18 protein-coding genes are annotated in these 25,177 nt (G+C 70.7%); 10 read left to right on the forward strand and 8 right to left on the reverse strand.

Features of this window, described 5'->3' with window-relative positions:
- Positions 1-70 precede the first annotated feature (70 nt).
- From ACFHWT_RS04410 to ACFHWT_RS04445, 8 genes are read left to right on the forward strand one after another with little or no spacing between them, the layout of a single operon-like run.
- The gene (locus ACFHWT_RS04410; RefSeq protein ID WP_416593283.1) at positions 71-1,126 is read left to right on the forward strand and encodes a Gfo/Idh/MocA family protein; all 1,056 of its coding nucleotides are present in this window, start codon (positions 71-73) and stop codon (positions 1,124-1,126) included.
- Entirely contained in the window at positions 1,123-2,166 is a 1,044-nt protein-coding gene (locus ACFHWT_RS04415) for an SDR family NAD(P)-dependent oxidoreductase (protein ID WP_416593284.1), read from the forward strand. Before ACFHWT_RS04410 ends, ACFHWT_RS04415 begins: the two co-directional genes overlap by 4 nt.
- Entirely contained in the window at positions 2,163-3,311 is a 1,149-nt protein-coding gene (locus ACFHWT_RS04420) for a DegT/DnrJ/EryC1/StrS family aminotransferase (protein ID WP_416593285.1), read from the forward strand. Before ACFHWT_RS04415 ends, ACFHWT_RS04420 begins: the two co-directional genes overlap by 4 nt.
- On the forward strand, positions 3,308-4,054 hold the full coding sequence (locus tag ACFHWT_RS04425; protein ID WP_416593286.1) for an acetyltransferase: 747 nt from the start codon (positions 3,308-3,310) through the stop codon (positions 4,052-4,054). The genes ACFHWT_RS04420 and ACFHWT_RS04425 overlap by 4 nt, the downstream gene beginning before the upstream one ends.
- Positions 4,051-5,181 (forward strand): DegT/DnrJ/EryC1/StrS family aminotransferase, encoded by a 1,131-nt coding sequence (locus ACFHWT_RS04430; RefSeq protein WP_416593287.1) that lies wholly within the window; start codon positions 4,051-4,053, stop codon positions 5,179-5,181. The genes ACFHWT_RS04425 and ACFHWT_RS04430 overlap by 4 nt, the downstream gene beginning before the upstream one ends.
- Before the next feature lie 14 nt (positions 5,182-5,195).
- Positions 5,196-6,473, forward strand: a complete 1,278-nt coding sequence (locus ACFHWT_RS04435; RefSeq protein ID WP_416593288.1) for an MFS transporter — start codon at positions 5,196-5,198, stop codon at positions 6,471-6,473.
- The gene (locus ACFHWT_RS04440; RefSeq protein WP_416593289.1) at positions 6,473-7,492 is read left to right on the forward strand and encodes a hypothetical protein; all 1,020 of its coding nucleotides are present in this window, start codon (positions 6,473-6,475) and stop codon (positions 7,490-7,492) included. The genes ACFHWT_RS04435 and ACFHWT_RS04440 overlap by 1 nt, the downstream gene beginning before the upstream one ends.
- A 19-nt stretch (positions 7,493-7,511) precedes the next feature.
- Entirely contained in the window at positions 7,512-8,378 is an 867-nt protein-coding gene (locus ACFHWT_RS04445; protein WP_282232069.1) for a DUF6492 family protein, read from the forward strand.
- Between the two features lie 8 nt (positions 8,379-8,386).
- Here ACFHWT_RS04445 and ACFHWT_RS04450 read toward each other — a convergent pair whose 3' ends face one another.
- Positions 8,387-9,787, reverse strand: coding sequence for a hypothetical protein (locus ACFHWT_RS04450; RefSeq protein WP_282232070.1), 1,401 nt, complete (start codon positions 9,785-9,787; stop codon positions 8,387-8,389).
- 241 nt (positions 9,788-10,028) lie between these two features.
- Between ACFHWT_RS04450 and ACFHWT_RS04455 the strand changes: the two genes are divergently transcribed.
- Complete coding sequence (locus tag ACFHWT_RS04455; protein WP_416593291.1) at positions 10,029-11,102, forward strand: glycosyltransferase; 1,074 nt, start codon at positions 10,029-10,031, stop codon at positions 11,100-11,102.
- Between the two features lie 67 nt (positions 11,103-11,169).
- On the opposite strand, the gene ACFHWT_RS04460 is transcribed toward ACFHWT_RS04455, so the two are convergent.
- The 4 genes from ACFHWT_RS04460 to ACFHWT_RS04475 all read right to left on the reverse strand — a co-directional run bounded on the left by ACFHWT_RS04460 (position 11,170) and on the right by ACFHWT_RS04475 (position 19,552).
- A complete protein-coding gene (locus ACFHWT_RS04460; protein ID WP_416593292.1) occupies positions 11,170-12,285 on the reverse strand; it encodes a glycosyltransferase family 2 protein in 1,116 nt (371 codons plus the stop codon).
- A gap of 11 nt (positions 12,286-12,296) precedes the next feature.
- Complete coding sequence (locus ACFHWT_RS04465; RefSeq protein ID WP_282232073.1) at positions 12,297-13,862, reverse strand: lipopolysaccharide biosynthesis protein; 1,566 nt, start codon at positions 13,860-13,862, stop codon at positions 12,297-12,299.
- Positions 13,852-15,066, reverse strand: coding sequence for a glycosyltransferase (locus tag ACFHWT_RS04470; RefSeq protein ID WP_416593294.1), 1,215 nt, complete (start codon positions 15,064-15,066; stop codon positions 13,852-13,854). Before ACFHWT_RS04470 ends, ACFHWT_RS04465 begins: the two co-directional genes overlap by 11 nt.
- Positions 15,067-15,133: 67 nt before the next feature.
- Entirely contained in the window at positions 15,134-19,552 is a 4,419-nt protein-coding gene (locus tag ACFHWT_RS04475; protein WP_416593295.1) for a DUF4082 domain-containing protein, read from the reverse strand.
- Here ACFHWT_RS04475 and ACFHWT_RS04480 point away from each other — a divergent pair.
- Positions 19,545-19,907, forward strand: a complete 363-nt coding sequence (locus ACFHWT_RS04480; RefSeq protein ID WP_416593296.1) for a hypothetical protein — start codon at positions 19,545-19,547, stop codon at positions 19,905-19,907. The two genes, ACFHWT_RS04475 and ACFHWT_RS04480, sit on opposite strands and share 8 nt — an antisense overlap.
- Positions 19,908-20,103: 196 nt before the next feature.
- Here the strand turns inward: ACFHWT_RS04480 and ACFHWT_RS04485 are convergent, their stop codons facing one another.
- From ACFHWT_RS04485 to ACFHWT_RS04495, 3 genes are all read right to left on the reverse strand, one after another.
- Positions 20,104-21,474 (reverse strand): O-antigen ligase family protein, encoded by a 1,371-nt coding sequence (locus ACFHWT_RS04485; RefSeq protein ID WP_282232076.1) that lies wholly within the window; start codon positions 21,472-21,474, stop codon positions 20,104-20,106.
- A 19-nt stretch (positions 21,475-21,493) separates the two neighbouring features.
- A complete protein-coding gene (locus ACFHWT_RS04490) occupies positions 21,494-22,705 on the reverse strand; it encodes a hypothetical protein (RefSeq protein WP_416593297.1) in 1,212 nt (403 codons plus the stop codon).
- Between the two features lie 305 nt (positions 22,706-23,010).
- Complete coding sequence (locus tag ACFHWT_RS04495) at positions 23,011-25,041, reverse strand: DUF4082 domain-containing protein (RefSeq protein ID WP_416593298.1); 2,031 nt, start codon at positions 25,039-25,041, stop codon at positions 23,011-23,013.
- Positions 25,042-25,177 lie beyond the last annotated feature (136 nt).

Below are 25,177 nucleotides of genomic sequence, written 5' to 3' on the forward strand. Positions count from 1 at the left end.
GGTCGGCCCGGCTCCGCCCGGGTCAGCATGCCCCCCGACGAAATGGACATCCGTGACTCATCCGCCTGCCATGCCGGACGAGCCCATCGGCGTAGCCGTCATCGGCGCCGGCTACTGGGGCCCCAACCTGGTCCGCAACTTCATGTCCAGCCCGGCGTTCCGGCTGCGCTGGCTCTGTGACCTCGATCTCGGTCGGGCCCGCGCGGTGCTCGGCGACTACTCGACGGTCGGCGCGACCGACGACCTGACCCGGGTGCTCGCCGACGACTCGGTGCGTGCGGTGGCGATCGCCACGCCGGCCGGCACCCACCTCGAGGTCGCCCTCGCCGCGCTGCGCGCCGGCAAGCACGTGCTGGTCGAGAAGCCGCTCGCCGCCAACCACGCCGACGGGACGCGGCTGGTCGCCGAGGCCGAGCAGCGCGGCCTGACCCTGATGTGCGACCACACCTACTGCTACACCCCGGCGGTGCTGCGGATCCGGGAGATGCTGCACTCCGGCGAGCTGGGTGAGCTGCACTACCTCGACTCCGTACGGATCAACCTGGGCCTGGTGCAGCGCGACATCGACGTCGTCTGGGACCTCGCCCCGCACGACCTGTCCATTCTCGACTTCGTGCTGCCGCCGGGGGTACGGCCGGTGTCGGTCGCGGCGCACGGCGCCGACGGCATCGGCGCCGGCCGGGCCTGCGTGGCGTACCTCACCCTGCGGCTGAGCAGCGGCGCGATCGCCCACGTGCACGTCAACTGGCTCTCCCCGGTCAAGATTCGTACGACGATCATCGGCGGGTCGAAGCGGACCCTGGTCTGGGACGATCTCAACCCGGGTCAGCGGCTCGCCCTGTTCGACCGGGGCGTCGACGTCGCCACCTCCGACGAGCTCGGCACCGAGGCCCGCCGGGACATGCTGGTGTCGTACCGCTCCGGCGACATGGTCGCCCCGGCGCTGACCGAGCGGGAGGCGCTGCGCACCATGGTCGACGAATACGCCCGCGCCATCCGTACCGGCACCCCGGCGCTGACCGACGGCCGCTCCGGCCTGCGGGTGCTGGCCATCCTGGAAGCCGCCACCCGCAGCCTCGCCGCCGGCGGCACGATGATCCCGCTGGACGAGGAGCCCGCCGCATGACCGTCGAATCCTCCGCCGCCACCGCCCCGGCGGTCGACCTGGCCAACTCCACCGTGCTGGTCACCGGCGGCGCCGGTTTCATCGGCTCACACCTGACCGAACATCTCGTCTCGCTCGGCGCGCAGGTCGTGGTGCTGGACAACTTCCGCAACGGCACCCGGGAGAACCTGACGTTCCCCGGCGCCGAGTCGGTCCGGGTGATCAAGGGCGACATCTGCGACCCGCAGACCTGTCGCGACGCGGTCGCCGGGGTCGACGTGGTGTTCCACCTGGCCTGCCTCGGGGTACGGCACTCGCTGCACAGCCCGGTGGAGAACCATCAGGTCAACGCGCTCGGCACGCTGAATGTGCTGGAGGCGGCGCGGGCCGCGCAGGTGTCCCGGCTGCTGTACGTGTCGACCTCGGAGATCTACGGTCGGGCGCTGGAGTTCCCGATCACCGAGGAGACCACCCCCTGGCCGCTGACCGTGTACGGCAGCAGCAAGCTCGCCGGCGAGCACTACGCCCGCTCGTACCTGGAATGCTGGGGACTGCCGGTGGTCTGCGTCCGGCCGTTCAACAACTACGGGCCACGGTCGCACTTCGAGGGTGACTCCGGCGAGGTGATCCCCCGGTTCATCCTGCGGGCGCTGGCCGGGCAGCCGCCGGTGGTCTTCGGTGACGGCAGCGTCACCCGCGACTTCCTGTACGTGAAGGACTGCGTCGAGACGCTGGCCCGGGTCGCCGAGTCGACCGACCTGGTCGGCGAGGTGGTCAACCTCGGGTACGGCGAGGAGCTGACCATCGGGCTGCTGGCCCGAACGGTGCTGGAGGCGGTCGGCCGAACCGACCTGCAACCGGTGTTCGAGCCGCCGCGCCCGGCCGACGTCCCCCGGCTCTGGGTGGACACCTCCAAGCTGCGCAAGACGGTCGACTTCGCCCCCCGGGTGTCGTTGGCCGAGGGCATCGGCCACACCCTCGAGTACTTCCAGCGGTTGCTGCGCGAGCAGCCCGGTGCGCTGAAGCGGATGCAGACCAGAAACTGGAGCCAGCCGGCATGAGCGAAACCAGTCCGCGCCGCATCCAGGTGATGCTGCCGATGCTCGGTGAGGAGGAGGAGCAGGCCGCCGCCGCGGCGATCCGCTCCGGCTGGGTGGCCCAGGGCCCCCGGGTGGCGCAGTTCGAACGCGAGTTCGCCGCCGTCGTCGGCGCCGACCACGGGGTGGCGGTCAGCTCCTGCACCACCGCGCTGCACCTGGCGCTGGTGCTGCACGGCGTCGGCCCCGGCGACGAGGTCGTCGTGCCGTCGCTGTCCTTCATCGCCACCGCGAACGCGGTCCGGCACGCCGGTGCCGAGCCGGTCTTCGCCGACGTCGACCTGGCCACCGGCAATCTGACCGTCGAGACGATCGAGGCGGTACGCACCCCGCGTACCCGGGCGGTGATCGCGGTCCACCAGGGCGGGGTGCCGTTCGACACGGCCGCCCTGCGTGCGGCGGCCGCCGGTTGGGGCGTACCGCTGATCGAGGACGGTGCCTGCGCGGCCGGTTCCCGCGCGTACGGGCAGCCGGTGGGTGCCGGGGCAACGATCTCGGCCTGGTCGTTCCACCCGCGCAAGGTGATCACCACCGGTGAGGGCGGCATGCTGACCCTGGCCGACGCCGACGGCGCGGCCCGGCTGCGCCGGCTGCGCGAGCACGGCATGAACGTCTCCGCCGCCGACCGGCACACCAGCACCCAGCCGGTGCTGGAGGCCTACCTGGAACCGGCGTTCAACTACCGGATGACTGACATCCAGGCCGCGGTCGGGCTGGTCCAGGTGGGCCGGCTCGCCGGCCTGGTCGCCGGCCGGCGGGCGCTCGCCGCCCGCTACCACCAGCTGCTCGCCGGCATCGACGGCCTGGTGCCGGTGGTCGACCCGGTGTACGGCGAGACCAACTTCCAGTCGTTCTGGGTGCGGATCGACCCGGAGTTCGGCGTCGGCCGCGACGACGTGCTCACCGGGCTGTCCGACGCCGGGGTGTCGGCCCGGCGCGGCATCATGGCCGCCCATCTGGAGCCGGCGTACGCCGATGTCACCCCGGCCCCGCTGCCGGTGACCGAGCGGCTGACCCGCGACTCGCTGATCCTGCCGCTGCACCACGCGCTCACCGAGGCCGACCAGGACCACATCGTCGCGGTGCTGCGCAAACTGGCCGGCCGATGAGGGATCTGCTGATCGTCGGGGCGGGCGGTTTCGCCCGGGAGACCGCCGCCGCCGTCGCGGCGGTCAACGCGGCGGCGCCGACCTGGCGGCTGCTCGGGTACCTCGACGACGACCCGGCGCTGCACGGCACCCGGCGGGTCGGCGTACCGGTGATCGGCGGCACCGACCTGGTCGCCGAGCTGTCCGACGCGGCCGTGCTGGTCTGTGTCGGCAACCCGCGCAACTACCGGTCGCGGCGGCGGCTGGTCGAGCGGTTCGGTCTGCCGCCGCAGCGGTACGCCACCATCGTGCACCCGGCCGCCCGGATCGGTGCCGGCTGCACCGTCGGGCCGGGCAGCGTGCTGCTGGCCGGCGTGGACCTGACCGCTGAGGTATCCGTCGGTGCGCACGTCGCGGTGATGCCGCAGGTGGTGCTGACCCACGACAACGTGATCGGGCCGTACGCCACGATCGCCTCCGGGGCGCGCCTCGGCGGCGGGGTGCGGCTCGGCGACGGCGTCTACGTCGGTGCCGGCGCGCTGCTGCGCGACGGGATCACCGTCGGTGCCTGGTCGCAGCTGGGCATGGGCTCGGTGGTGCTACGCGACGTACCCGTCGGCGAGGTGTGGGTCGGCGCGCCGGCCCGCTTCCTGCGCCGCGCCAACGCGCCGGTTGACGCCCCGGGCGACCACCCCACCGACGCCTCGGGCGACCACCACCCCGCCGATCGAACGAACGAGTCGCAGTTGAGGAGTCACGCGTGAGCAGCATCCCCCTCGTCGACCTGGCCGCCGCCCACACCGAGGTGGCCGAGGAGGTCGACGCCGGCTTCAAGCGGGTCCTCGCCGGCACCGCGTTCATCGGCGGCGCCGAGGTGGCCGCCTTCGAGGCCGAGTACGCCGCGTTCAGCGGCGTGCCGCACTGCGTCGGGGTGGCCAACGGCACCGACGCGCTGGAGCTGGCCCTGCGGGCGGTCGGGGTCGGCCCGGGCAGCGAGGTGATCCTGCCGGCCAACACGTTCATCGCCACCGCCGAGGCGGTCGCCCGGGCCGGTGCCCGGGTGGTGCTGGTCGACTGCGACCCGGCGACGTACCTGATCGACGTGGACGCGGCACTGGCCGCGGTCACTCCGGCCACCCGGGCCATCGCCCCGGTGCATCTGTACGGCCAGCTCGCCGAGGTGGACCGGCTGCGCGCCGGGCTCGCCAGCTTGTCCGCCACCGGGCAGGAGATCGCGATCGTCGAGGACGCCGCGCAGTGCCAGGGGGCCACCCGGCACGGCCGGGGTGCCGGCGCCGACGGGATCGCCGCCACCAGCTTCTACCCGGGCAAGAACCTCGGCGCGTACGGCGACGCCGGCGCGGTGGTCAGCGCCGACGCCCGGCTCGCCGCCGACGTCCGGCGGATGTCGGCGCACGGCAGCGTCCGCAAGTACGTGCACGAGGTGGTCGGCTTCAACAGCCGCCTCGACGGGCTGCAGGCGGTGGTGCTGCGGGCCAAGCTGGCCCGGCTGGCCGGCTGGAACGACCGGCGCCGCGCCATCGCGGCCCGCTACCACGAGCTGCTGGCCGGGCTGGACGTGGTCCGGCCGGTGACGCTGGACGGCAACGTGCACGTCTGGCACATCTACTGCGTCCGGGTGCCCGGTGGGGCCGAGCGCCGCGACGCTGTGCTGGCCGCGCTGAACGCCGCCGGGATCGGCGCCGGCATCCACTACCCGGTGCCGGTGCACCTGACGCCGGCCTTCGCCGACCTCGGCTACCCGGCCGGGTCGTTCCCGCACGCCGAGTCGACCGCGCCGGAGCTGCTGTCCCTGCCGATCTATCCGCAGCTGACCGCCGGGCAGCAGGACCGGGTCGTCGAGGTACTGGCCGCCGCGCTGGCGGGCTGACCGGACAGTCCACCGTGTACGTCACCCTGCGCGACCGGCCCGGCGCGGACTCGGGCAGCCCTGGCCGGGCCGTCGGCCGGCGGGTGTCCGGCACCGTGCTGCTACTCGGCACGGTCAGCCTGCTCACCGACGTCTCCTCGGAGATGGTCGCCTCGGTCCTGCCGCTGTACCTGACCGCCGTGGTGGGGCTCAGCCCGGTGGCGTACGGCTTCCTCGACGGCGTCTACCAGGGGGTCAGCGCGCTGGTCCGGATCGCCGGCGGGTACGCCGGGGACCGTGGCGGGCACCCGAAGTGGGTGGCGGTGGTCGGCTACGGCGCGTCGGCGTTGAGCCGGATCGCCATGGTGCCGGCCCAGGGGTTCGCCGCGATCACCGCGGTGATCACCACGGACCGGCTCGGCAAGGGGCTGCGCACCGCGCCCCGGGACGCGCTGATCGCCGCCTCGTCGGATCCGGCGCTGCTGGGGCGGGCGTTCGGCGTGCACCGGGCGTTGGACACCTTCGGCGCCGCGCTCGGGCCGCTGGTGGCGTTCGCTCTGCTCGCCGCGGTCCCGGGCAGCTACGACTCGGTGTTCCTGGTGTCGTTCGCGTTCGCGGTGGTCGGCGTGGCGGTGCTGGTGCTGTTCGTGCCGAACCTGTCGACCACGGTGGGCGCGGTGCGGTTCGGCGTAAGGCGGATGGTGGCCGAGGTGACCGGAGCCCGGCTGCGCCGGCCGCTGCTCGCCGCCGGTCTGCTCGGTCTGTCGACCGTCGGCGACGGGTTCCTCTACCTGACGTTGCAGGACCGCGACGACTTCGCCGCGTTGTACTTCCCGCTGCTGTTCGTCGGCACCAACGTGGCGTACCTGCTGTTGGCGGTGCCGATGGGCCGGCTGGCTGACCGGGTCGGCCGGGCGAAGGTGATGGTCGCCGGGCACGGCGCGCTGCTCGTCTGCTACCTGCTGGCCGCCGCGCCGGCCGGCGGCGTCGGGTTGACCGTCGCGGTGCTGCTGCTGCTCGGCGTCTTCTACGCCGCCACCGACGGGGTGCTGCCGGCGCTGGTCGCCCGGTTGGTGCCGGCCCCGGCCCGGGGCAGTGGGATCGCCGCCGCGCAGACGGTGGTGGTGCTGACCCGGTTCGTCTCGTCGATCGCATTCGGTCTGCTGTGGTCGGTGACCGGTCCGGCCGGTGCGGTGCTGATCTTCGCGGCGGTCCTGGCCGGCGGCATCCCGGTGGCCTGGTGGCTGCTGCGTGGCGTGGACCGGGCTCCGGCGGCCGGCGACGCCGTCGTACCGGCGGGTGAGGGGTCCTGATGGGGCTGCGGGTCCGGCTGGCGGTCCTCGTCGCGATCGTGCTGCTGGTGACGTTCGGCGCCGGCGGGTACGTGTGGCAGGTCCGGCAGTCGCAGGCCCGGGTGCAGGCCGATGCCAGCCCGGTGCCGGTGCGGGCCGACCTGGCGGCGGTACGCGCCGAGGCACATCTGGTGTTCCGCTCCACCGCACTCGGCACCGGCTACGGCGAGGTCGCGATGACGCCACTGTCCGATCCGGACGGGCCGCGGGCGCTGACCGGGGCGAGCTGCGAGCGGGTGTACGCCACCGACTCACAGACTCTCTGCCTGTCCGCCGAGCGTGGGCTGCTCACCGTGTACCGGGCGCGGCTGCTGGACGCGGGGTTCGAACCGAGGCTGGACCTGCCGTTGACCGGGATCCCGTCCCGGGCACGGCTGTCCCGCGACGGGACGCTGGCCGCGACCACATCCTTTGTGGCCGGCGACTCCTACGCCAACCCGGGCGAGTTCTCCACCCGTACGGTGATCAGCCGCACCGACGGCGGGGTGGTCGGCGACATCGAACAGTTCCCGCTGTACGTCGACGGCGAGCCGGTCACCGCGGCCGACAAGAACCTGTGGGGGGTCACCTTCGCCGACGACGACCGGTTCTACGCCACCGCCGCGTCGGGCGGCCGGACCTGGCTGGTCGAGGGAAGCATCGGCGAGCGCCGGGTGGACGCGCTGCGGGAGGACGCCGAGTGCCCGTCGTTGTCCCCGGACCGGACCCGGGTGGTGTTCAAAAAGCGCGGCGACCTGCCGCCCGGCCAGTGGCGGTTGGCCGTATACGACCTGGCCACCGGCGCCGAGACCATGCTGGCCGAGACCCGCAGCGTCGACGACCAGGTCGAGTGGCTCGACGACGGGAACGTCATCTACGGGCTGCCCCGCGACGCGGACGGCGGCGCGGCGACCAGTGACGTATGGCAGGTCTCGGCGGACGGTTCGGGCGCACCGCAGGTGCTGGTGCATGATGCCTGGTCACCGGCGGTGGTCCGGTGACCCGACGAAGGAGATCATCTTGACGGAGCTTGCCGTGGTCACCCCGAGCTTCGGCCCGGATTTCGAGTTGTGCGCCGCGTTGCACCGCTCGGTGCTGGCCCACTCCCCCGCCTCGGTGCGGCATCACATCATCGTGCCCCGGGCGGACCTGCCCCGCTTCGGGGCGCTGCGGGGCGACCGCACGGTGCTGCACGACGAGGCCGAGTTCCTGCCGTCGTCGGTCCGGTCGCTGCCGGGGACGAAATACTCGGTGAACCTGCGCCGACCGTTCCCGCCGCTACGCGGCTGGATCCTGCAGCAGGTGATCAAGTTGTCGGCGGCGGCCCGGATCCCGGCGGACGTCGTGGTGCTGGTCGACTCGGACATCGAGTTCGTCCGGCCGTTCTCCGCAGCGACCTTCCGCCACGACGACGTCGTACGGTTCTACCGCCAGCCGGACGAGGTCGACCAGCGGCTGCCCCGACATGTCCGGTGGCACGAGGTGGCCCGCGAGTTGCTGGGGTTGCCGGCTCAGCCGCCACCGTACCCGGATTACGTCTCGTCCCTGCTTGCCTGGGATCCGGTGATCGTCCGGGGGTTGCTGCAGCGGATCGAGTCGGTCACCGGGCGACGGTGGGCCGATGTCGTCGGGGCACAGCTGCACTTCTCCGAGTGGACGCTGTACGGCGTCTACGTCGACGAGGTGCTCGGCGGCCAGGCCGCGACCGGGTTCGCCACCACCGACAGCCGGTGCCACGCGTACTGGGAGGAGGTGCCGCTCGACGAGTCGTCGGTGGCCCGTTTCGTCGCCGGGATCGGCCCGGACGACGTGGCCGTGATGATCTCGGCGAAGTCGCGGACGCCGCTGGAGCTGCGCCGCGCGGCGATCACCGCGCTCACCGGCTGAGCGACCGGTCAGTACGCGCCGCAGCTGGAGCCGCCGTCGACCCGGTAGACGTGCACGGCGTTGCCGTCGATGAACGAGTCGGTGAACTGGCCGTCGTCGGCGAGCAGGGTGCGGTCCTCGTCGAGCACGGTGATCCGGGCGTCACCGACGCACGGCAGTTGGAACGTCGCCTCGGCGACGCTGCCGCCGGCCGAGCTGGCGAGCAGGTAGAAGTGGCCGTCGTACCACTTGGTGGCCAGGTCGACTCCGGTGGAGACGCTGGCCACCCCGTCGGCGTACGGGGCGTTGAGCACCGGCGCGAGCCGGGTGATCCGGTCGTTGACCCCAGCCACGGCCGACCGCACCGGCGCGTAGCAGGGTTCCCGCAGGGCATGCTGGCTCTGGCAGGGACCGCTGAAGCTGTGGTTGAAGTAGACGATGCCCCGGGCACCGTGGATGATGCTGCTCCAGACCGCCGCGACGACCTGCTCCGGGGCGATCGTCGGGTAGTGCTCCTCGTTGAACGGACGCCCGACCTCGACGAAGCTCCAGACCGGTCGGCTGCCGGGCGGCGAGACCAGGGACCGGACCCGGTCGACGGTACGGCCGTAGTTCGCGGCCCGGTGGCACAGCTCGGCGGGCAACCGATCGGCTCCGTCGACGGTGGTGAGCTGGTCGGGGTCGAAGAACCGCCCGCCTTCGCTGTGCCCGCAGATGCCACGGTCGGTGAACCAGTAGGTGTCGACCGACACGACGTCGGCGAACTCGTTGACGAAGCGGGCGGCATCGGCGTCGCTCTGCCAGAACGCTACGCCCTTGCCGTAGTTGACCATCCGCAGCCGCTGGTCGTCCGGCAGCCGGTCGAGGATGTCACGCTGCACGGTGTAGCCGCACTCGCCGTCGGACGGTTGGCAGATGTCGCCCTGCCCCGGGAAGTTGCCGGTCCATGGGTCGTCGCCAGGCCCGGCCCACATATCGGCCTCGTCGGAGATCAGCCAGCCGCCGGTCTCGTCACCGTGTTCGCCGATCGGGCTGGTGATCGTGTGCATCCCGGCGGCCCGGACCAGGTCGAGATTGGTGGTGCCGGTCAGCTCGACGTAGGTGTTGAGGCCGATCTCGACGTCCTTGGCGGTGTCGGCGGGGTCGGTGACGCTTTCCAGCCAGACGCCGATCGGAAAGAACTCGGGACTGGTGGGCAGTGATGGGGAGAAGCGGTCGTAGAAGTCCGGGCCGCCGTCGACCGGGCGCAGCGTCGCGCCGGCGCCACCCGCGGTGGCGACCGTACCGGGGGCGATCCCGGCGGCGACCGGACCGCGGACGGTGCCACCGATCGCCCACGCTGTACCGGCGACGACGAGCGCGCCGGCGACGACGCTGGCGATCAGGATCCAGCGCCGGCGCGGGCGGTGGGGTCCGGTAGCGACGACCATGGACGACCTTTCGAACGGTACCTGCCAGCACCGAGGGGGGGTGCCGACCAGCAGTAGTCGGACAACCACCCTGAGCGGAACATCCGATGCTAGCAACAGCCGGCGTCGACAACTGCCCGCTTTGCCCACTACAGTCCGTGTTCGGTGGCCGCCTGTCCGGCAACCGACAGTAGTCGAAGCGGTGGTAGCGGCCGGGTACGATCACGCCGGTACCCCGACCCCCGCTGCACGGAGTTCTCACGTGATCAACCGTCTCGCGGACCAGGCCAAGGGCCTGGTCCGGTCCCGCCTTACCGCGGCAGAGCTCAACCGGCGGCAGGTTCCGACCTTCCGGACCACCGACGTACGGACCGGCACACCGACCGTCTACTACCTCGCGCCGGACAACCCACAGCCCAGCGGCGGGGTACGGGTCATCTATCGCCATGTCGACCTGATCAACGACATGGGCATCCGGGCGTACGTCATGCACAAGGACCCGGCGTTCCGCTGCACCTGGTTCACCAACCAGACGCCCGTCGTCGCGGCCGCGAACGCCACCCTCGGCCCGACCGACATCCTCGTCGTCCCCGAGTGGTACGGACCCGGTCTGACCACGATCCCGCGCGGGCCGCGCCTCGTGGTGTTCAACCAACGGGCGTACGACACCTTCGACCACATCCCGTACCCGGACACCCGCCCCGGCGCGCCCTACGCCGACCTGCCCGGGATGACCGCGCTGCTGGCCGTCTCGCACGACAACGTCGAGCTGCTCAGCCACGCCTTCCCGGACATCCCGGTCCGGCTGACCCGCAACGTGATCGACCCCGACGTGTTCGCTTTCGGCAGCTGGCCCCGGCGACGGCACATCGCGTACGTCGGGCACCGGCGGGCCGACGAACGCGACCAGTTGCTGCACATCCTGCGGTCCCGCCGGGTGCTGGACGGTTGGGAGGTCACCCGGATCGCCGGACGCACCGAGCAACAGACCGCGGAGATCATGCGCGACTGCGCCATTTTCCTGAGCTTCAGTGACCGCGAGGGGTTCGGTATGCCACCGGCCGAGGCGATGTCCTGCGGCGCGTACGTGGTCGGCTACCCCGGCCTGGCCGGCCGCGAGTTCTTCGACCCGGCCCACTGTGCGCCAGTGCCCGATGGTGACCTGCTGGCCTTCGCCCGAGCCGTCGAGCAGGCCTGCGCCACCTGGGTCACCCAGCCGGAGGAGCTGGCCAGGCGGGCGGGTGCCGCTTCGGCGGCGGTGCAGGACCGTTACACCGTCGCCGGCCTACGCGAAGACCTGACCGCCTTCTACCACCCGCTGCTGACCCCCGGCTGACCGGTCCGCACGGCCCGCCGCCCCGCCGGTCCCCTGCCCGTCACCGGGGCCGCAACCCGCTCGGTCGTCAGATGCCGTGCCGGATCCAGGTGCGGTAACGGGCGTCGTTGCGCAGTCGACGCTGCACCACGCTGGCGGCGAAGCCCGGCACCAGCGGGGCGAACCGCGCACCGACCGCCCGGCGCCGCTGCAGCCCAGCCCAGTGCGGCAACTGCTCCGCGGCCAGATACGTCTCCCGGGCGAACTCCACGTACCACTCGACCGGCTCGCGGTCGGTCAGCCGCCGGTCGTAGGCGTGGCATGCCGATTCGAGAGCCTCGGTGGCCAACGCCCGACGGGCCAGGTCGTGCAGCTCCCGGGCCCGGGGCAGCTTGCCGCCGGGACCGTCGAACAGTACGTCGAAGGCGGTCCGCCGCTCGATCAGGTCGGTCCGCCGGCCGGACGCGGCGGTGACGCTGACGCTGGCCGCGTGTTCCCGGTGCCAGGCCTGATCGGCACCGTCGACGTGACCGACGTCGGAAACCGCCGCCACCCGCATCCAGGCCTCCATGTCGCAGGCGTAGCGCATCCGGCTGTCCCACGGGCCGACCTCGGCGTAGACGCTGGCCCGGACCACCGCCTCGGGAGTGGTGATGCAGTTGACGCCCAACCGGCACCGCTGTGCGATCCAGTCCTCACCGGACCAGATCGTCCAACCGGTGACCTCGGACCGGGACTCGGTCGGCACCGCCCCGTGGAAGTGCACCGGATGGCCGTAGACCAGACCGACCTCGGGGAACTCGTCGAACAGCCGCGTCGCGCGGGTCAGCGCCCCCGGGGTCAGCAGGTCGTCCGCGTCGAGTCGGACGACGAACTCCCCTGTCGCCACCGCCAACCCGTCGTTGAACGCCACGCAGGGCCCGTGGTTGGTCTCGTTGTGCACCACGACCAGCCGAGGTTCGTCGGCCCGGAGGGTGGTCAGCACCTGCCGGGTGTCGTCGGTGGAGCAGTCGTCCACGACGACCACCTCGACCTCGACGCCCTGCTGGGCGAGCGCACTGCCGATGCTCGACGGCAGGAACCGCCCGTAGTTGTAGCTCGGGATGATCACCGACACCCGTGGCGTACGGGCCGGATCACCGGCCGGGACCGGTGCCGGAACCCGGGTGCGGGGCGGCAGCGCGCGGCGGGCTGGCAGAGACACGTACACCTCTTTCAGGGTCGGACCGCCGTGGCGAGCGGCGTCGTCGGGGCAGGCGGCACCGGCGGGGGCGGACCGGTGGCCGGGCCGCCGTCACTCGATCCACGGTCGGCTGGCTCGCCGCCGCCCGGCTGGTCGGCGACCTGGCCGGCCGCCTTGAGGTCCCGCAGTCGGCGCCGCAGCCAGGGCAGCAACGGCCCGGCGAACGCCACGGTCATAACGGCGCCACCGGCCAGCAACTGCCACAGCGTGCCCGGCACGGTACGCACCATCAGCAGGCCGAGCGCCACCGCGGGCACCGCCACGGCCAGCGGCAGCACCAGCGCACCGGCCAACGCCCGCAGTCGGACGCCGTGCCGACGCAGCGCGAACGCGTACATCGGCAGGATGATCAGCGCGCAGACCAGCGCATGCCCGAACCCGGCACCGACCAGGCCGTACCAGCGCACGCCGAGGATCACTGCGGGGAAGAGCGCGACCAGCCAGACCACCTGGGCGACGAACAACGCCCGGCTCGCGCCGACTGCGATGAGGTAGGTCGCCACCAGGTCGAACAGCACCCGGAACGCCCCGAAGAAGGCCAGACCGGCCAACGCGTCGGCCGCCATCGACCAGCGTTGACCGTACAGCAACGGCACCACGACACTGGCCAACCCGGACAGCAGTACGCCGACGAGCAGCGCGACGGTCCAGGTCAACGCGGCGGCCGAGACGAATCCGGCAGCCTTACGCCGGGGGTCGGTCACGGTGGCGAAGGCCGGCAGCGCCACCGCCCGGATCGCCACCCCGAGGGCGCTCATCGGCCACGTGGAGATGTTGAACGCCAGGGTGTAGAGGCCGAGCATCACCGTTCCGGCGGTGGCGCCGACGGTCAGGTGACCGACGTTCATCACCACCCAGGACAGTACGTTGGCGCCGGCCAACGGCACGCCGAACCGGATCAGGCTGTGGGCCACCGCCGAGTCGAACCCGAACGTCGGCCGAGACCGGGTCAGCACGAACTGCAGCACGGTGACCATCGACTGCGCGACCACCCGGGAGATCGCCAGCGACATCGCGCCGAACCCAAGCAGCACCAGAGCGACCGTGACCGTGGTGCTCACCACCAGGCTGGCACCGTCGAGGCCGAGCTGGGCCCGTTGCCGGAACTCCCGCTGCATGACCGCGTACGGCACCACCGACAGGCCGCTGAGCACCAAAGTCAACGACATCACCTGCACCACCGGGGTGGCCTGCGGGCTGTCCATGGCCACCGACACCGGCCCGGCGGCCAGCGACATCGCACCGGCCAGGCCCAGGCTGGTCAGCAACGAGATGGTGGTGACGGTGCCGGCTCGGCCCTGCACCCCGTGCCGGATGATGTCCGCGCTCATCCCGAGGTCGGCCAGGGACATCACGATGGTCTGCACGGTCAGCGCGACCGCGAAGACACCGAACTCCTCCGGAGCGAGCAGCCGGGCCAGCAGGACGCCGACGCCGAGGCTGCCGATCCGCAGGGCGATGCTGTTCAGGGTGCTCCACGCGAGGGCACGCTTGACCCTGGCACCGAGCGGGGCCGGTGCGGCTGCGTCAGCTGTCACTACCGCTCCCGGCCGCGGTCCGCCCGGCGGCGAACCGCTGCCGGGCCAGACTCGCCTTGAAGTTGAGCAGATGGGCGGTCGGATGGGCCATGGCTCCGGCCCGGCGCGGCAGGTTCAGCCGTTGCTCCACGGCGCGGGCGTAGATGTCCGTCTGCCGCCGGCCGGCGGCCTGCAGACTGAACCGCTCCACGACGGTACGGCGGCCGAACTCGCCCAGCTCGGCCCGCTGCCGTGGGTCGGCGGTGCCGAGTTCGGTGAGCGCGTCGGCGACCCGGCCGGTGCCGTCGGTGCCGTCGCCGAGACCATAGAACCCCTGGTCGAGAAAGACCGGCAGGGTCTGCGGGGTGAGCGGTAGCCAGAACCCCTGCTCGCCCTGCACGACGACCGGCTTGGCGAAGGCCATCGCCCGCAACGCCGACGACCCCATGCCGATGACGATGTCGGCGGCGGCGTACGCGTCGTGCGGGTCGAGCATCGCGCCGGTGAGGGTGACCACCTCTGCGCCCCGCTCGGCGTTGGCCTTGTCGGCCGCCTGCTGAATCTCGGCGCGGGCCTCACCGTCGCCGACGATCAGCAGCCGCATCCGCAGCGCCGGGTCGATGCCGACCATCGCCCGGGTCGCGGCGAGCAGTCCTTCGAGTTTGAGCGCCGCCGCCAACCGGGACACCGACACCACGGCGATCTCGTCGGCGGCGATGCCGAGGGCACGCCGGGCCGGACCGGGATCGGTGACCGGGGCGTTGGCGTCGGTGTCGATAGGCGGTTCGATGACGTGCACCTCGGTCCGGTGTGGGCGTTCCTGGGCGGCGATCTGCTCGGTGCCGACGATCAGTGGCAGGTGCCGGGGTACCCAGGCCGGGACCTCCATGGAGAGCACAGTCACCACGAGCGGCACCCCTTGGCGCAGGTACGCGCCGTAGGCTGCCTCCAGGCTGGGTGCCCACTCGTAGGCGTGGACCAGGTCGATGCGGCGGTGCCGGACGACGTCGGCGATGGCGGCGACGTTGCGCGGTGACGGTGCCTCGCCCTTCGGTGGTGCCTGGACGAACTCCAGGCCCCACTCGTCGACCATGCTCCGCAGCTCGCCGTCCGGGCCGTAGATGATCACCTCGTGCCCGAGCCCGGCCACTGTCGCCGCGATCTCGATGGCGTTGATCTGGCTCCCGCCGATCTCCATCGTGTGCAGGCAAGTGAGGATACGCACCTAGTGTCCCTTTCAATCGCGGCGAAGCCGCCCTGCCGATGATTCAACGGCTTCGCCGCGACTGTCCTCAAGAGTTAGGCGTGAACACGACATCTACCCAGTAGTTGTGGTTGACCGACTGGCCGGGGAACACCCAGCCGTACGGGTCGTAGTGGTACGCACCCCCGCCGACCAGCACATGCAGTGGCGAGCGGTCCAGCTCGGCTTCGGCGAACTGGTTGGCGGTCACGGCGTACTGGCCGACCGACGTGTGGTATGAGGCCACATAGGTGGTGTTCGCCACAATGGGCACCGGCTGATCGAAGGTGACCGTCTGCCAACCGGATTCCGTCTCGTCGGTGAACACCGCCGTCGCCAACCGGACACCGTCCGCCGTCCAGAGCGACCCGCGATGCGTCCCGGTGTTGGCTGGGCCCTTGTAGAACCGGACACCGGTGACCTGACCGGCGACGTCGGAGCGGAACCGCACCCCCACCTCGACCGCGTCCTCGTCGGCCCAGTTCACCGCGGCGGGCACGTCCTCCGGGCCGAAGATGCTGACCGGCGGCGCCGACGGATCGGGGCTCGGCGTCGGTTCGGGGCTCGGCGACGGCGACCCGGTCGGGGTCGGCTCCGCGGTCGGACTTGGCTCGGTCGACGGCGACGGCGACGGTCCTGCCGGTGACGGGCTGGGGGTCGGCGTCGGGTCGGCGTCGGGGTCACCGGGTACGTACAGCGGGTCGACCCAGTAGTTCGCCGAGTTGTACGTTCCGGTCGGGAACCCACCGCCGGAACCGTACCGGTAGACCCCGTTGTCCCCCGCCGGGGCGCTCAACTGGCCACGGCTGTAGCCGGAGCCGAAGAAACCGCCATCGAACGCATAGTTGCCGTTCGGCGCGTAGTACGACAACACGTACGTCGTACCCGCCGACACCGCCACCGGCTCGGCGAACGCCGCCGACTGCCAGCCCGTGACGCCGCCCTCCGGGAACGTCACCTCCGCCAACGGCGCACCACCACCGACCGGCCACAACCTGCCGACCTGACTACCCACGTTCCCCGGCCCCCGGTAGAACCGCATCCCGACCAGCTCACCGTCCACCGACGGGGTGAACTTGACGCCCACCTCCACCGGGTCGCTCTCCCCGACCGAGGACTGCTGCGGAACCGCGTCCGGCTCGAACAGGGTCACCACGTCGTCGCCGTAGGTCGTGGTGAACGACCAGGTGTACGGCTGCGCCATCGTCGTCCCGTCGCTGCTGGCCCGCACCGATGCGGTGTAGGTGTGCAGCGACCGCAGCGCGGTCGACGGGGTGAACGTGGCGAGCCGGGTCGCGCCGTCGTAGGCGACCGTGCCGGCGACCGGCTCGGAGGCCGCGTCGACCAGCTCGAACTCCAGCGACGACTCGTCGATGTCGATGTCGAAGTGTGCGGAGGCCACCGTCTCGGCAGCCACCCCGGTGGCACCGGGTGTCGGCACGGTCGCGGTCACCGCCGGTCCGCTCTCGTCCGGCCGACCGGACGGCGACGGGGAGGGAGACGGGGACGAACCGTCACCGGTCGGCAGGAAGTACGGGTCGATCCAGTAGTTCGCCGCACCGTAGGTCAGGGTCGGGAAGCCACCACCGGCGGTGTAGTTGAACACACCGTTGTTCTCCGCGGTGGCGGTCAGCGGGCCACGGCTGTAGCCGGAGTCGAAGAATCCGGGGTCGTAGGCGTAGTTGCCGTTCGGCGCGTAGTACGACAAGACATAAGTCGTACCCGCCGACACCGTCACCGGCTCAGCGAACGCCGCCACCTGCCAACCCGTCCCCTCACCCTCCGGGAACGTCACCTCCGCCAACGGCGCACCACCACCGACCGGCCACAACCTGCCGACCTGACTACCCACGTTCCCCGGCCCCCGGTAGAACCGCATCCCGACCAGCTCACCGTCCACCGACGGGGTGAACTTGACGCCCACCTCCACCGGGTCGCTCTCCCCGACCGAGGACTGCTGCGGAACCGCGTCCGGCTCGAACAGGGTCACCACCTGATCGGAGAAGGTCGAGGTGAACGACCACGAGTACGGCGCGTTCATCGGCACGTCGGCCTCGTCGCGCGCGGTCACCGTCGCGGTGTAGGCGGTCTGCTCGGTCAGCGGCACCACCGGGGTGAAGGTGGCCCGACGGGCCGCACCGTCGTAACTGACGGCACCCGCCACCGGCTCGTCGGCCGGGCCGGCCAGTGTGAACTCGATGGTGGTCTCGTCGACCGGCTTGCTGAACACGATCGACGGGGTCACATCCGCCGGAACGTTCGCCGCGTCCGCGATCGGCACCGTCGACGACACCGTGGGCGGTGCGTCGTCGGCGGTCACGAAGGTCACGTCGGCGTAGTAGTTCGTCGAACCCCACGAGTTGTTCGGGAAGCCGGGTCCGTCCTCCCGGTAGACACCGTTGCCCACCGTGCCTGCAGTGGCGGGCGCCAGGAGGGGTCCCGAGACGTGATCGGTCAGGAAGTAGCCGCCGTCGCTGGCGTACCGCCCTTGCGGTGCGAAGTAGGAGACCACGTAGCTGGTACCGGCGGAGACCGGGACCGGGGTCGGGAGACTCACCTGCTGCCAGCCGGTCTCGGTCTCGTCGGTGAACACCGCGGTGGCCAGCACTGAACCGCCGTTGGTCCAGAGCGTGCCACGATGCTCGCCACCGTTGCCCTCGCCCTTGTAGAAGCGCAGTCCGGTGACCAGACCGTCGATCTGAGGAGTGAACCGCACCCCGACCTCGACCGCCGGCTGAGTGCTCAGCGGCTCGCCGTCTGGCCTGCCATTGTCGGTCTCGACGAACGCCTGGGTGTCCGGCACCGCTTGGCCGAACAGCGAGTACGGTCCGGAGACCGACAGGGCGACCGGATCGGACGGTGCGCCGAGGTTGCCGCTGTCGTCGACTGCCCGCGCCAGCACCACGTGTGCGGCGGTGTCGGTGGGCAGGAACTCGTAGGTCCAGGAATGCGTACCGGTGGTGGCCGGGTGCCAGGTGTCGCCGCCGTCGGTGGAGATCTCGACGCCGGCGACCAGCCCGCCGCCGGCGTCGGACGCGGTGCCGGTGACCGTCACCGGCGCGCCGTGGGCCACGGAGCTGCCGTCGGTCGGTCCGGTGATCGTCACGGTGGGTGCCAGCGCGTCGGCGGACTGGCTGGTCACCACGATGCCGCTCATCGGGGTGGTCGGCCCCGCACCCATGTCGGCGAAGAGGTTGACCGTGGCCTGCTGGATCGCGTCATCGGCGGGCGCGCCCGAGCCACCGTCATGGTAGGCGTCGAGCCCCCACGCCCACTGGATGGTGCCGGCCCCGAAGACCAGCGCACCGCTCGGTGCCCGGTACATGGTCATGTGGTGGGTGGTCTCCCCCGGCTTGTTCTCCGGGCCGTAGCCGACCAGGTACTCGGGGGTATGACCGGTGGTGGTGGAGAGCCGGAAGGTGCCGGCCGGTCGGAAGCCGTTGTCCAGGTCCTCGTTGGACTCGTAGCCGACGGTGTGTGGCGCCAGGGTGGCGGTCTGGCCCGGAGCCAGCTCGGCCACGCCGGTGTGTCGCCAGAACCGTAGCCGGCCCTGCTCGGCGGGGACCTGCATGGCCAGGTCGGTGTTGTTGGCCATGTAGAGGTTGCCGACCAGGGCGTTCTCCGGCTCGCGCACCTCTCCGGTCGGGAAGCGTGGGTCACGCCACACGCCGGTCCACTCGTCTGACGGGTCGATCCGCGCGTTGTCCCAGGTCTCCTTGTAGCAGACCAGGGTGCGGTACGGCGTACCGTCACCGTCGACGCTGTCCTCCCAGCGGACCTTCCAGTAGACCTCGTTGCCGGTGAAGAACGCCAGGTGCACTCCGGCGTCGCGGGCCGCCTCGACATTGGCCCGCTGCTGCGGGGACCAGTACTCGTCGTGCCCGACGGAGACATACACCTCGTGGTTGAGCAGCAGTTCACCGCGCACGTCCGCGTCGAGCCCACTGACGTAGCTGACGTCGTACCCGTTGCGCTCCAGGAAGCGGATCATCGGATACTCGTTGGCGAAGAGAAAGTCGCGCCCCTGCTGAGCGCCGCGGGTGGCGAACGGCCGGTTGTAGCTCAGCTTGTAGGCGCGGTACGCCGGACCTTCGCCCCAGTAGAAGTCCGCTCCGCCGTAGCGGTTGTACGCCTGCCAGGTGGTGTCCGAGGTCTGGAACACCAACTGCGAGGTGCTGGTGTCATCTCGCACGATGAAGGGGATGTGGCTGTCACCGCCGGTGTCCGAGCGAATGAGTCGGGCGATGTAGACCCCGGAGACGGCGTCGGCCGGCACGTTCCAGGTAGCGCCGACCTGCCAGGTGCCGCAGTCGAAAATCTGGGAGTCGGTGGCGCGCACGCAGTCCGCGTCGGTGTTGGCCGCCAACGGCAGGCTCGGGGTCAGCGTGGCCCACTCCCGTGCGCCGTCGCCGCCGTACCAGCCGAGCCGGTAGACCTTGATCGTGTACGCGGACGCCTCGGTGCGCACCTTGAAGCCGATCTGTTCCCCTACATTCACGCTTATCGAGGTCGCAAAGCCCTGGATCGTGGGATCGCCGACCCCGGAAATGTCCCACACCGAACTCGGCGTTCCCGACTTGCTGTTCTCACAGGCAATCACGTTGACCGGAGGCGCGCACGGATCAGTGGACGCGGATGCCGCTGGCATCGCGATCATCAGGGTCGCCATCATGACGATGGCGGTCGCGACGGCGACGAAGTGCCGACTGCCACGATCAAAAAACTTAAATACGCCCGCCCTCACCGAATGTCCCTTCAGGAGCCAGCCCGACGCGATACCGCGTGCCTCCCCCAGCTACGCAGCGCCGACGCTACCAGCGTGAGTCAAGCTCACAACCGGGCATGTATCTGACCCTCGGCGCGACCCGGACAGCCCGCCCATCGCCCATTCGGACAACTGGCCCCAGGCAATGCGTAATGATCTGCACTCACACAGTTAATCGATAGACGATCTTTGAGATGCCGGATCGACGACCGGCGGCGGTTGATCCGGCCCGGGCGCGGGCTCCGGTGCCGGCGCTACGAACCGAACCACCGAGGGGTCGACGTGCGCACCTTGAGCGCCGGGTGGCTGAGTCGCCACACCGCACCACACATACCCACCATGAGTGACATCGCCGTGGCGTAGGTGCTGAAGCTCAGTGAATCGAAGGTGAAGCCTGCCGCGATCGCCACCAGCTGCACCGCGACGAGGATGGAACAGAGGTGCCGGTCACGCTCCGACGTCGACCGGCGCCGGGCGAGCAGCGCGACGACGATCGCGGTGACGTGCAGCGCGACGAGGACCACGACCCCGATCACGCCGTTGGTGAGCGCGAAGGCGAGCCACTGGTTGTCGAGGTACTGGTACTGCGGCGAGACCCAGGTCCCGGTCCCCCGGCCGAGCCACGGTCGCTGCGCGAAGTAGTACCCGACCATCTCGTACCGCTCGGTCCGCGAGGTGATGCTCGGGTCCGTGCTCGCCCCAAGGAACATGTTGGTGATCGTGGTGACGAGTGACGGCTTCGCCACCGCCATTCCGGCGAACATGACCAGACCCAGCGCCATCATGTTGTAGCGCATCCGCCACGCCCAGGTGGGCATCAGGACGAGCAACACGATCGCCAACGCCACGAATCCGGTCCGGGACATCGTCGCCGGGATCGCCGCCGCGATGAGCAATGCCAGAAATGCGAACATCTGCCGCTGCCGGGAAGTGGCCGAGAAGCGCGCAAAGTGGATCGCGAACGGCAGCGCCATCGCCATCAACAGACTGAACTCGATGTAGTGGAAGGTTGTGCTGGGCACCCGTACACCGCCGCCACGGATCTCCAGGCCGACGATCCACCCTTTCATCTGCAAACCGGGCACCCGCATGTACTGGGTCAGATCAAAGTACAAGAACGCCTGAATCAGCCCGACCACGGCGACGAAGGCACAGCAGTAGACAAACACCCGCAGTACGCCGTCAAGACGGTCCCAGTTGGGCATGCCGTCGGCGGTCAACAGGATCACCCCGGAGATCGCCGCCGCAGTCAGCATCCAGCGGTCCGCCGAGTTCGCTTCCATCACCGTCAGACCACGGAGGAACCCGATGGCGTACGACAGCAGCATCGACAACAGGAAAGCCAGGATCGCCCACCGCAGCGGCTGCGGGCCGGTGAGCACCAACCGGGAGTTGAGCCGGGCGGTCATCCACCAGAACCACATCAGAATTGCCACAACCAGCGCAGGACGCCCCAGGTCGGTCATTCCGGGCAGAATCAGGTGCGATGGGATCAGGGTCAGCAGGCAGACCATGAGCGACAACATGACTGGCGCGTCGATCCTGGTCAGCCGGCGCCGGGTGATGTAAGTGCGCTCGGCGATCCACGCTGGTTCGAGGTCTGCCGGGTGCACCCCGGATGACATCACCGGGTCCTGGCCTCGGTCATCGCGCCTGGCTGCCGTTCTTGGACGTCTCAGGCGGCGTCCACTGCTCACGGCCGGCTCCGGCCTTGGGCAGGATTATCGTCGCGTCGTCACGGACCGCGCGAATCACCGCGGTCTCGTCGTTGGCCGACGACGCGGGCGGCTGGTGGGGGGCCGACTGCGGCGTGCCGGGCTGCGGCGTGGCCGGCTTCGATCCGGTGCGCTCCTCGCCTGCCCCGTCGGCCCGGTCGTCGACCGCGCGGAAGGTCAACGAACCGTTGCCGACCAGTACCTGACCGCCGGCCAGTCCGCTACCAGCCACCGGCGCCTCGCCTGGCGAAGACCCGGCACCCTGACGCTCCTCCGGACGGTTCTCCCGCCGGCCTTCCTGACGCCCCTGCGAGGCGTTGCCGGAGCTTTCCTGACGCCCCTGCGAGGCGTTGCCGGAGCTGTAGACACCGCCGGGCTTGCTCGCGCCGTCGCGATCGCTCGCCCTCTGGTGCGGGACCGGTTGCGGGCGCGACACCGACCGGGTCTGATCGACCCGCCCGGCCATCGGTGGGATGGCGATCGTCTCATCGGTGCCAGCGGCGATCGGCACACCGGCCGCAGGTCGCGGCCGGCGGCGCCGCAGCAGACCGTCGATCCCGATGGTGAGCGCCGCGCTGAGCAGGACGCCGACCCCGGCGACCGCGATCATCGCCCGGTTGACCTTGGAGTTGGCCTCCTGGATGTTGTCGCCCCGGTCGAGACGGCGAGCGGTGATGAAGCTCTCCTCGCTCGCGCCGTAGTCGGCCTGCAGCCCGACCACGCTCGCCTCCAACCGGCGGACGACCTCCTCGGTCGTCTCGGTGGCCTGGTCCTCGGACTCGCCGACCACCTCGATCGTCATGATCGGCTGCTGGTTGTCGAGGGTGATCGCGACGTTCTCGCTGAGGCCGGCGGCGTCCAGTTGCTTGAGCACGGCCTGGTCCTGCACGGTGAGGGCAGCGGCCCGGCTCAGCGATCCCAGCCCCAGCTCCAACCAGGGGTTACGGGGCGTAACCGGGGCATCCTCATCCGGGGCTGTGTTGGCGGCGGTGGGCGGGATCAATTGAACATAGGATGTCGCGATATAGTCCGGTTCGACGCTCATCCGGGTCCATCCGGCAGCCGCTACCGAGATGAGCAGCAGCGGCGTCGCGACGTACCAGCGCCGGAACAGCAGTTTGGTGAGATCCCAAAAGTCCACTGCTGTCCTTCCATTGGGTGGCGAGGTCGGGGCGCTCGTCTTCCATCGTATGGCCAGCCGAGAAGCATGAAGGTACGGCGTGGCACGTCGAGCCCTCCGCCGGGTTCAGTGTCCGGCCGGGCGCGGCGCCTCCGCAAGCCTCCGACCGCCGCCCCATCCCGGACATATGTCCTGTAACGCCGCACCGAACGACCGAGCCACGCCGAGAGTCGCCAACACGACAGCACAGACTCGGCCGTCAGGGGGACCGACCAATGGGCCGGGTGGACGCCCTGCAGCGTCCACCCGGCCCGTCGGATCGAGCCTTACGGCGTGATCTTGTAGATGTGGTACGTGTGTTCCTTCGCGAAGGTGTCCCGGATCGCACCACCGCTGATCGGCACCGAGCGGTTCTCGAACAGCACCTCGGCGGTGTCACCAGTCACGCCGGGCGGCAGCGCCAGCGAGTGGCCGCCGGTCGGGGTGTCCTTGCCGAGCATCGCGAAGACGTAGAACGAGCCGTCGTGGGCCTTGAGCATCGTGTCCAGCCCGTTGTTGAACTCCCACTCGTACGACTGGGTGTTCAGCACCGGCGCCAGGCTGGCGATGCGCTTGTTCACCTCGGCAACGGCCGGCCGGACCGCGTCACCGCACCGCTCCCGCAGCACGTGCTGGGAGATGCACGACCCGCCGAAGTTGTGGTTGAAGTACTGGATGCCCCGCGCCTCGTTGATCAGCGAGTTCATCACCGCACCGGTGATCTGCTCACCGGTGATGGTCGGCGCCCAGTCCTCGGTGAACGGGTGCCCCACCTCGACGAAGGCCCACACCGGCTGCCGCTTGCCGTCCATCGCGTCGAGTTCACGCATCCGCTGCATGGTCAGCCCGTAGTTGGCCGCCCGCCGGCAGTTGTCCTTGTTCACGCCGTACGTCGGGCCCTCTGCCGGGGCGGTGCAGACGTGCGGGTCGGTGTACCAGTAGATGTCGTTGGAGACGACCGAGCTGAAGCCGTTGACGAACTTGCCGGCGTCGGAGTCCGACTGCCAGAACATCACGCCCTTGCCGTAGTTGGCGTAGCGCAACCCACGGTCACCGGACGGAACGGTGCCCGACTCCTTCTTCATCACGTCCAGCCCGCAGCCGTCCCGACTTGACGTACAGATCGGGCCCTGGCCGGGGTAGTTTCCGGTCCACGTGCCGTTGCCCGGCCCGCCCCACATATCCGCTTCGTCACCGATCACCCAGCCGACGCTCTCGTTGCCCCGGTCACTGAACGGCTGCGGGATAAAGGCGTACATGCCGTTGCGCCTGATCAGCGCGACATCCGACTGATCGGTCAGCATGACGTAGGTGTTGAGGCCGGCCGCCTTGTCCCGGTCGATGTCCTGCTGGGTGTAGACACCCTCGTACCAGACGCCGATCGGGAAGAACGACGGGTCGGTCCAGCCGGAGGCACGGGCCTGCGGGAAGTTCGCGTAGTACGCGGGGCCGCCTTCCCACGGCACCCGGGGCAGGTCGAGCACGGCCGGCGTACCGCCGGTCGGCGAGGCCGACGGGGTGGCCGACGGGGTGGCGGTCGGGCTGGCCGACGGCGACAGCGACGGCGACGGCTCAGCGGAGGCAGTCGGCGACGGCGACGGTTCCGGCTGCTGCGACCCGGTCGGCTCGAAGGCGAGATCGACCCAGTAGTTGCTGGCCTTCCAGGTCTGGCGGGGGAAACCACCCGATCCGTAGGCGTAGACGCCGGCGGTGCCGTCGGCCCGCAGCGGACCGGCGGACACCGGTCGTTCGAAGTAACGCTGGGTGGCCCGGTACCGGCTGGTGTGGTACGAGGCGATGTACACCTCGCCCGCCTCGACCTCGACCGGCTCGGGCAGCACGACGTGCTGCCACCCGGAGCGGGATTCCCGCTTCGGTACGGCGGTCGCCAGCCGCTCGCCGTCCGCGTTCCACAGGTTGACCCGGTGTCGACTGCGGTCACCCTTGGCCTTGAGGAAACGCACCGCGGTGACCACCCCGTCGCGGTCGGCGGTGAAGCGCACGCCGAGTTCCACCGGCCGGGTGTCCGGGTCGACCGGCACCCGTGACACGTCCGTCTCGGCGAACAGGGTGAAGCCGTCGACCTGCTCCCCGGCAACCGAGGCGGTGACCACCGTCGCGGTGGCGAGGAAGCTGACGACCACCGCGCCGATCATCACCAGCCGGCCGCGACGACCGGTGGGGCGCCGCAGCATCCGCCGCCGGCCGCGACCCGACCCGGCCGCGCTAGCGTGCCGGCCGGCCGCGTCCGGTCCGGCCGCGGCGGTGGGACGCGGCGACGGGCGACCGGCCCGCCGGGCGCGCGGCGATCCGGGCAAACCGGACGAACTACCCGTGGACGACCCCGGGAACGGCTCGTCCCGCCCCCCGTCCGGCTCGAAAGAATCCTTGCTTACCACGAGATGTACACCTCTCGGGACATGGTCCGTTGTCGGTACTACGTTCGGTGGATCT

It is taken from the genome of Micromonospora sp. LOL_021, from assembly GCF_048060215.1.
GTDB lineage: Bacteria > Actinomycetota > Actinomycetes > Mycobacteriales > Micromonosporaceae > Micromonospora_E.

Bases quoted from the DNA above. Each gene is read 5' to 3' on its own strand.
- ACFHWT_RS04410 (WP_416593283.1), top strand. From the start codon at position 71: ATGCCGGACGAGCCCATCGGCGTAGCCGTCATCGGCGCCGGCTACTGG.
- ACFHWT_RS04415 (WP_416593284.1), top strand. From the start codon at position 1,123: ATGACCGTCGAATCCTCCGCCGCCACCGCCCCGGCGGTCGACCTGGCC.
- ACFHWT_RS04420 (WP_416593285.1), top strand. From the start codon at position 2,163: ATGAGCGAAACCAGTCCGCGCCGCATCCAGGTGATGCTGCCGATGCTC.
- ACFHWT_RS04425 (WP_416593286.1), top strand. From the start codon at position 3,308: ATGAGGGATCTGCTGATCGTCGGGGCGGGCGGTTTCGCCCGGGAGACC.
- ACFHWT_RS04440 (WP_416593289.1), top strand. From the start codon at position 6,473: ATGGGGCTGCGGGTCCGGCTGGCGGTCCTCGTCGCGATCGTGCTGCTG.
- ACFHWT_RS04450 (WP_282232070.1), bottom strand. From the start codon at position 9,787: ATGGTCGTCGCTACCGGACCCCACCGCCCGCGCCGGCGCTGGATCCTG.
- ACFHWT_RS04485 (WP_282232076.1), bottom strand. From the start codon at position 21,474: ATGTCATCCGGGGTGCACCCGGCAGACCTCGAACCAGCGTGGATCGCC.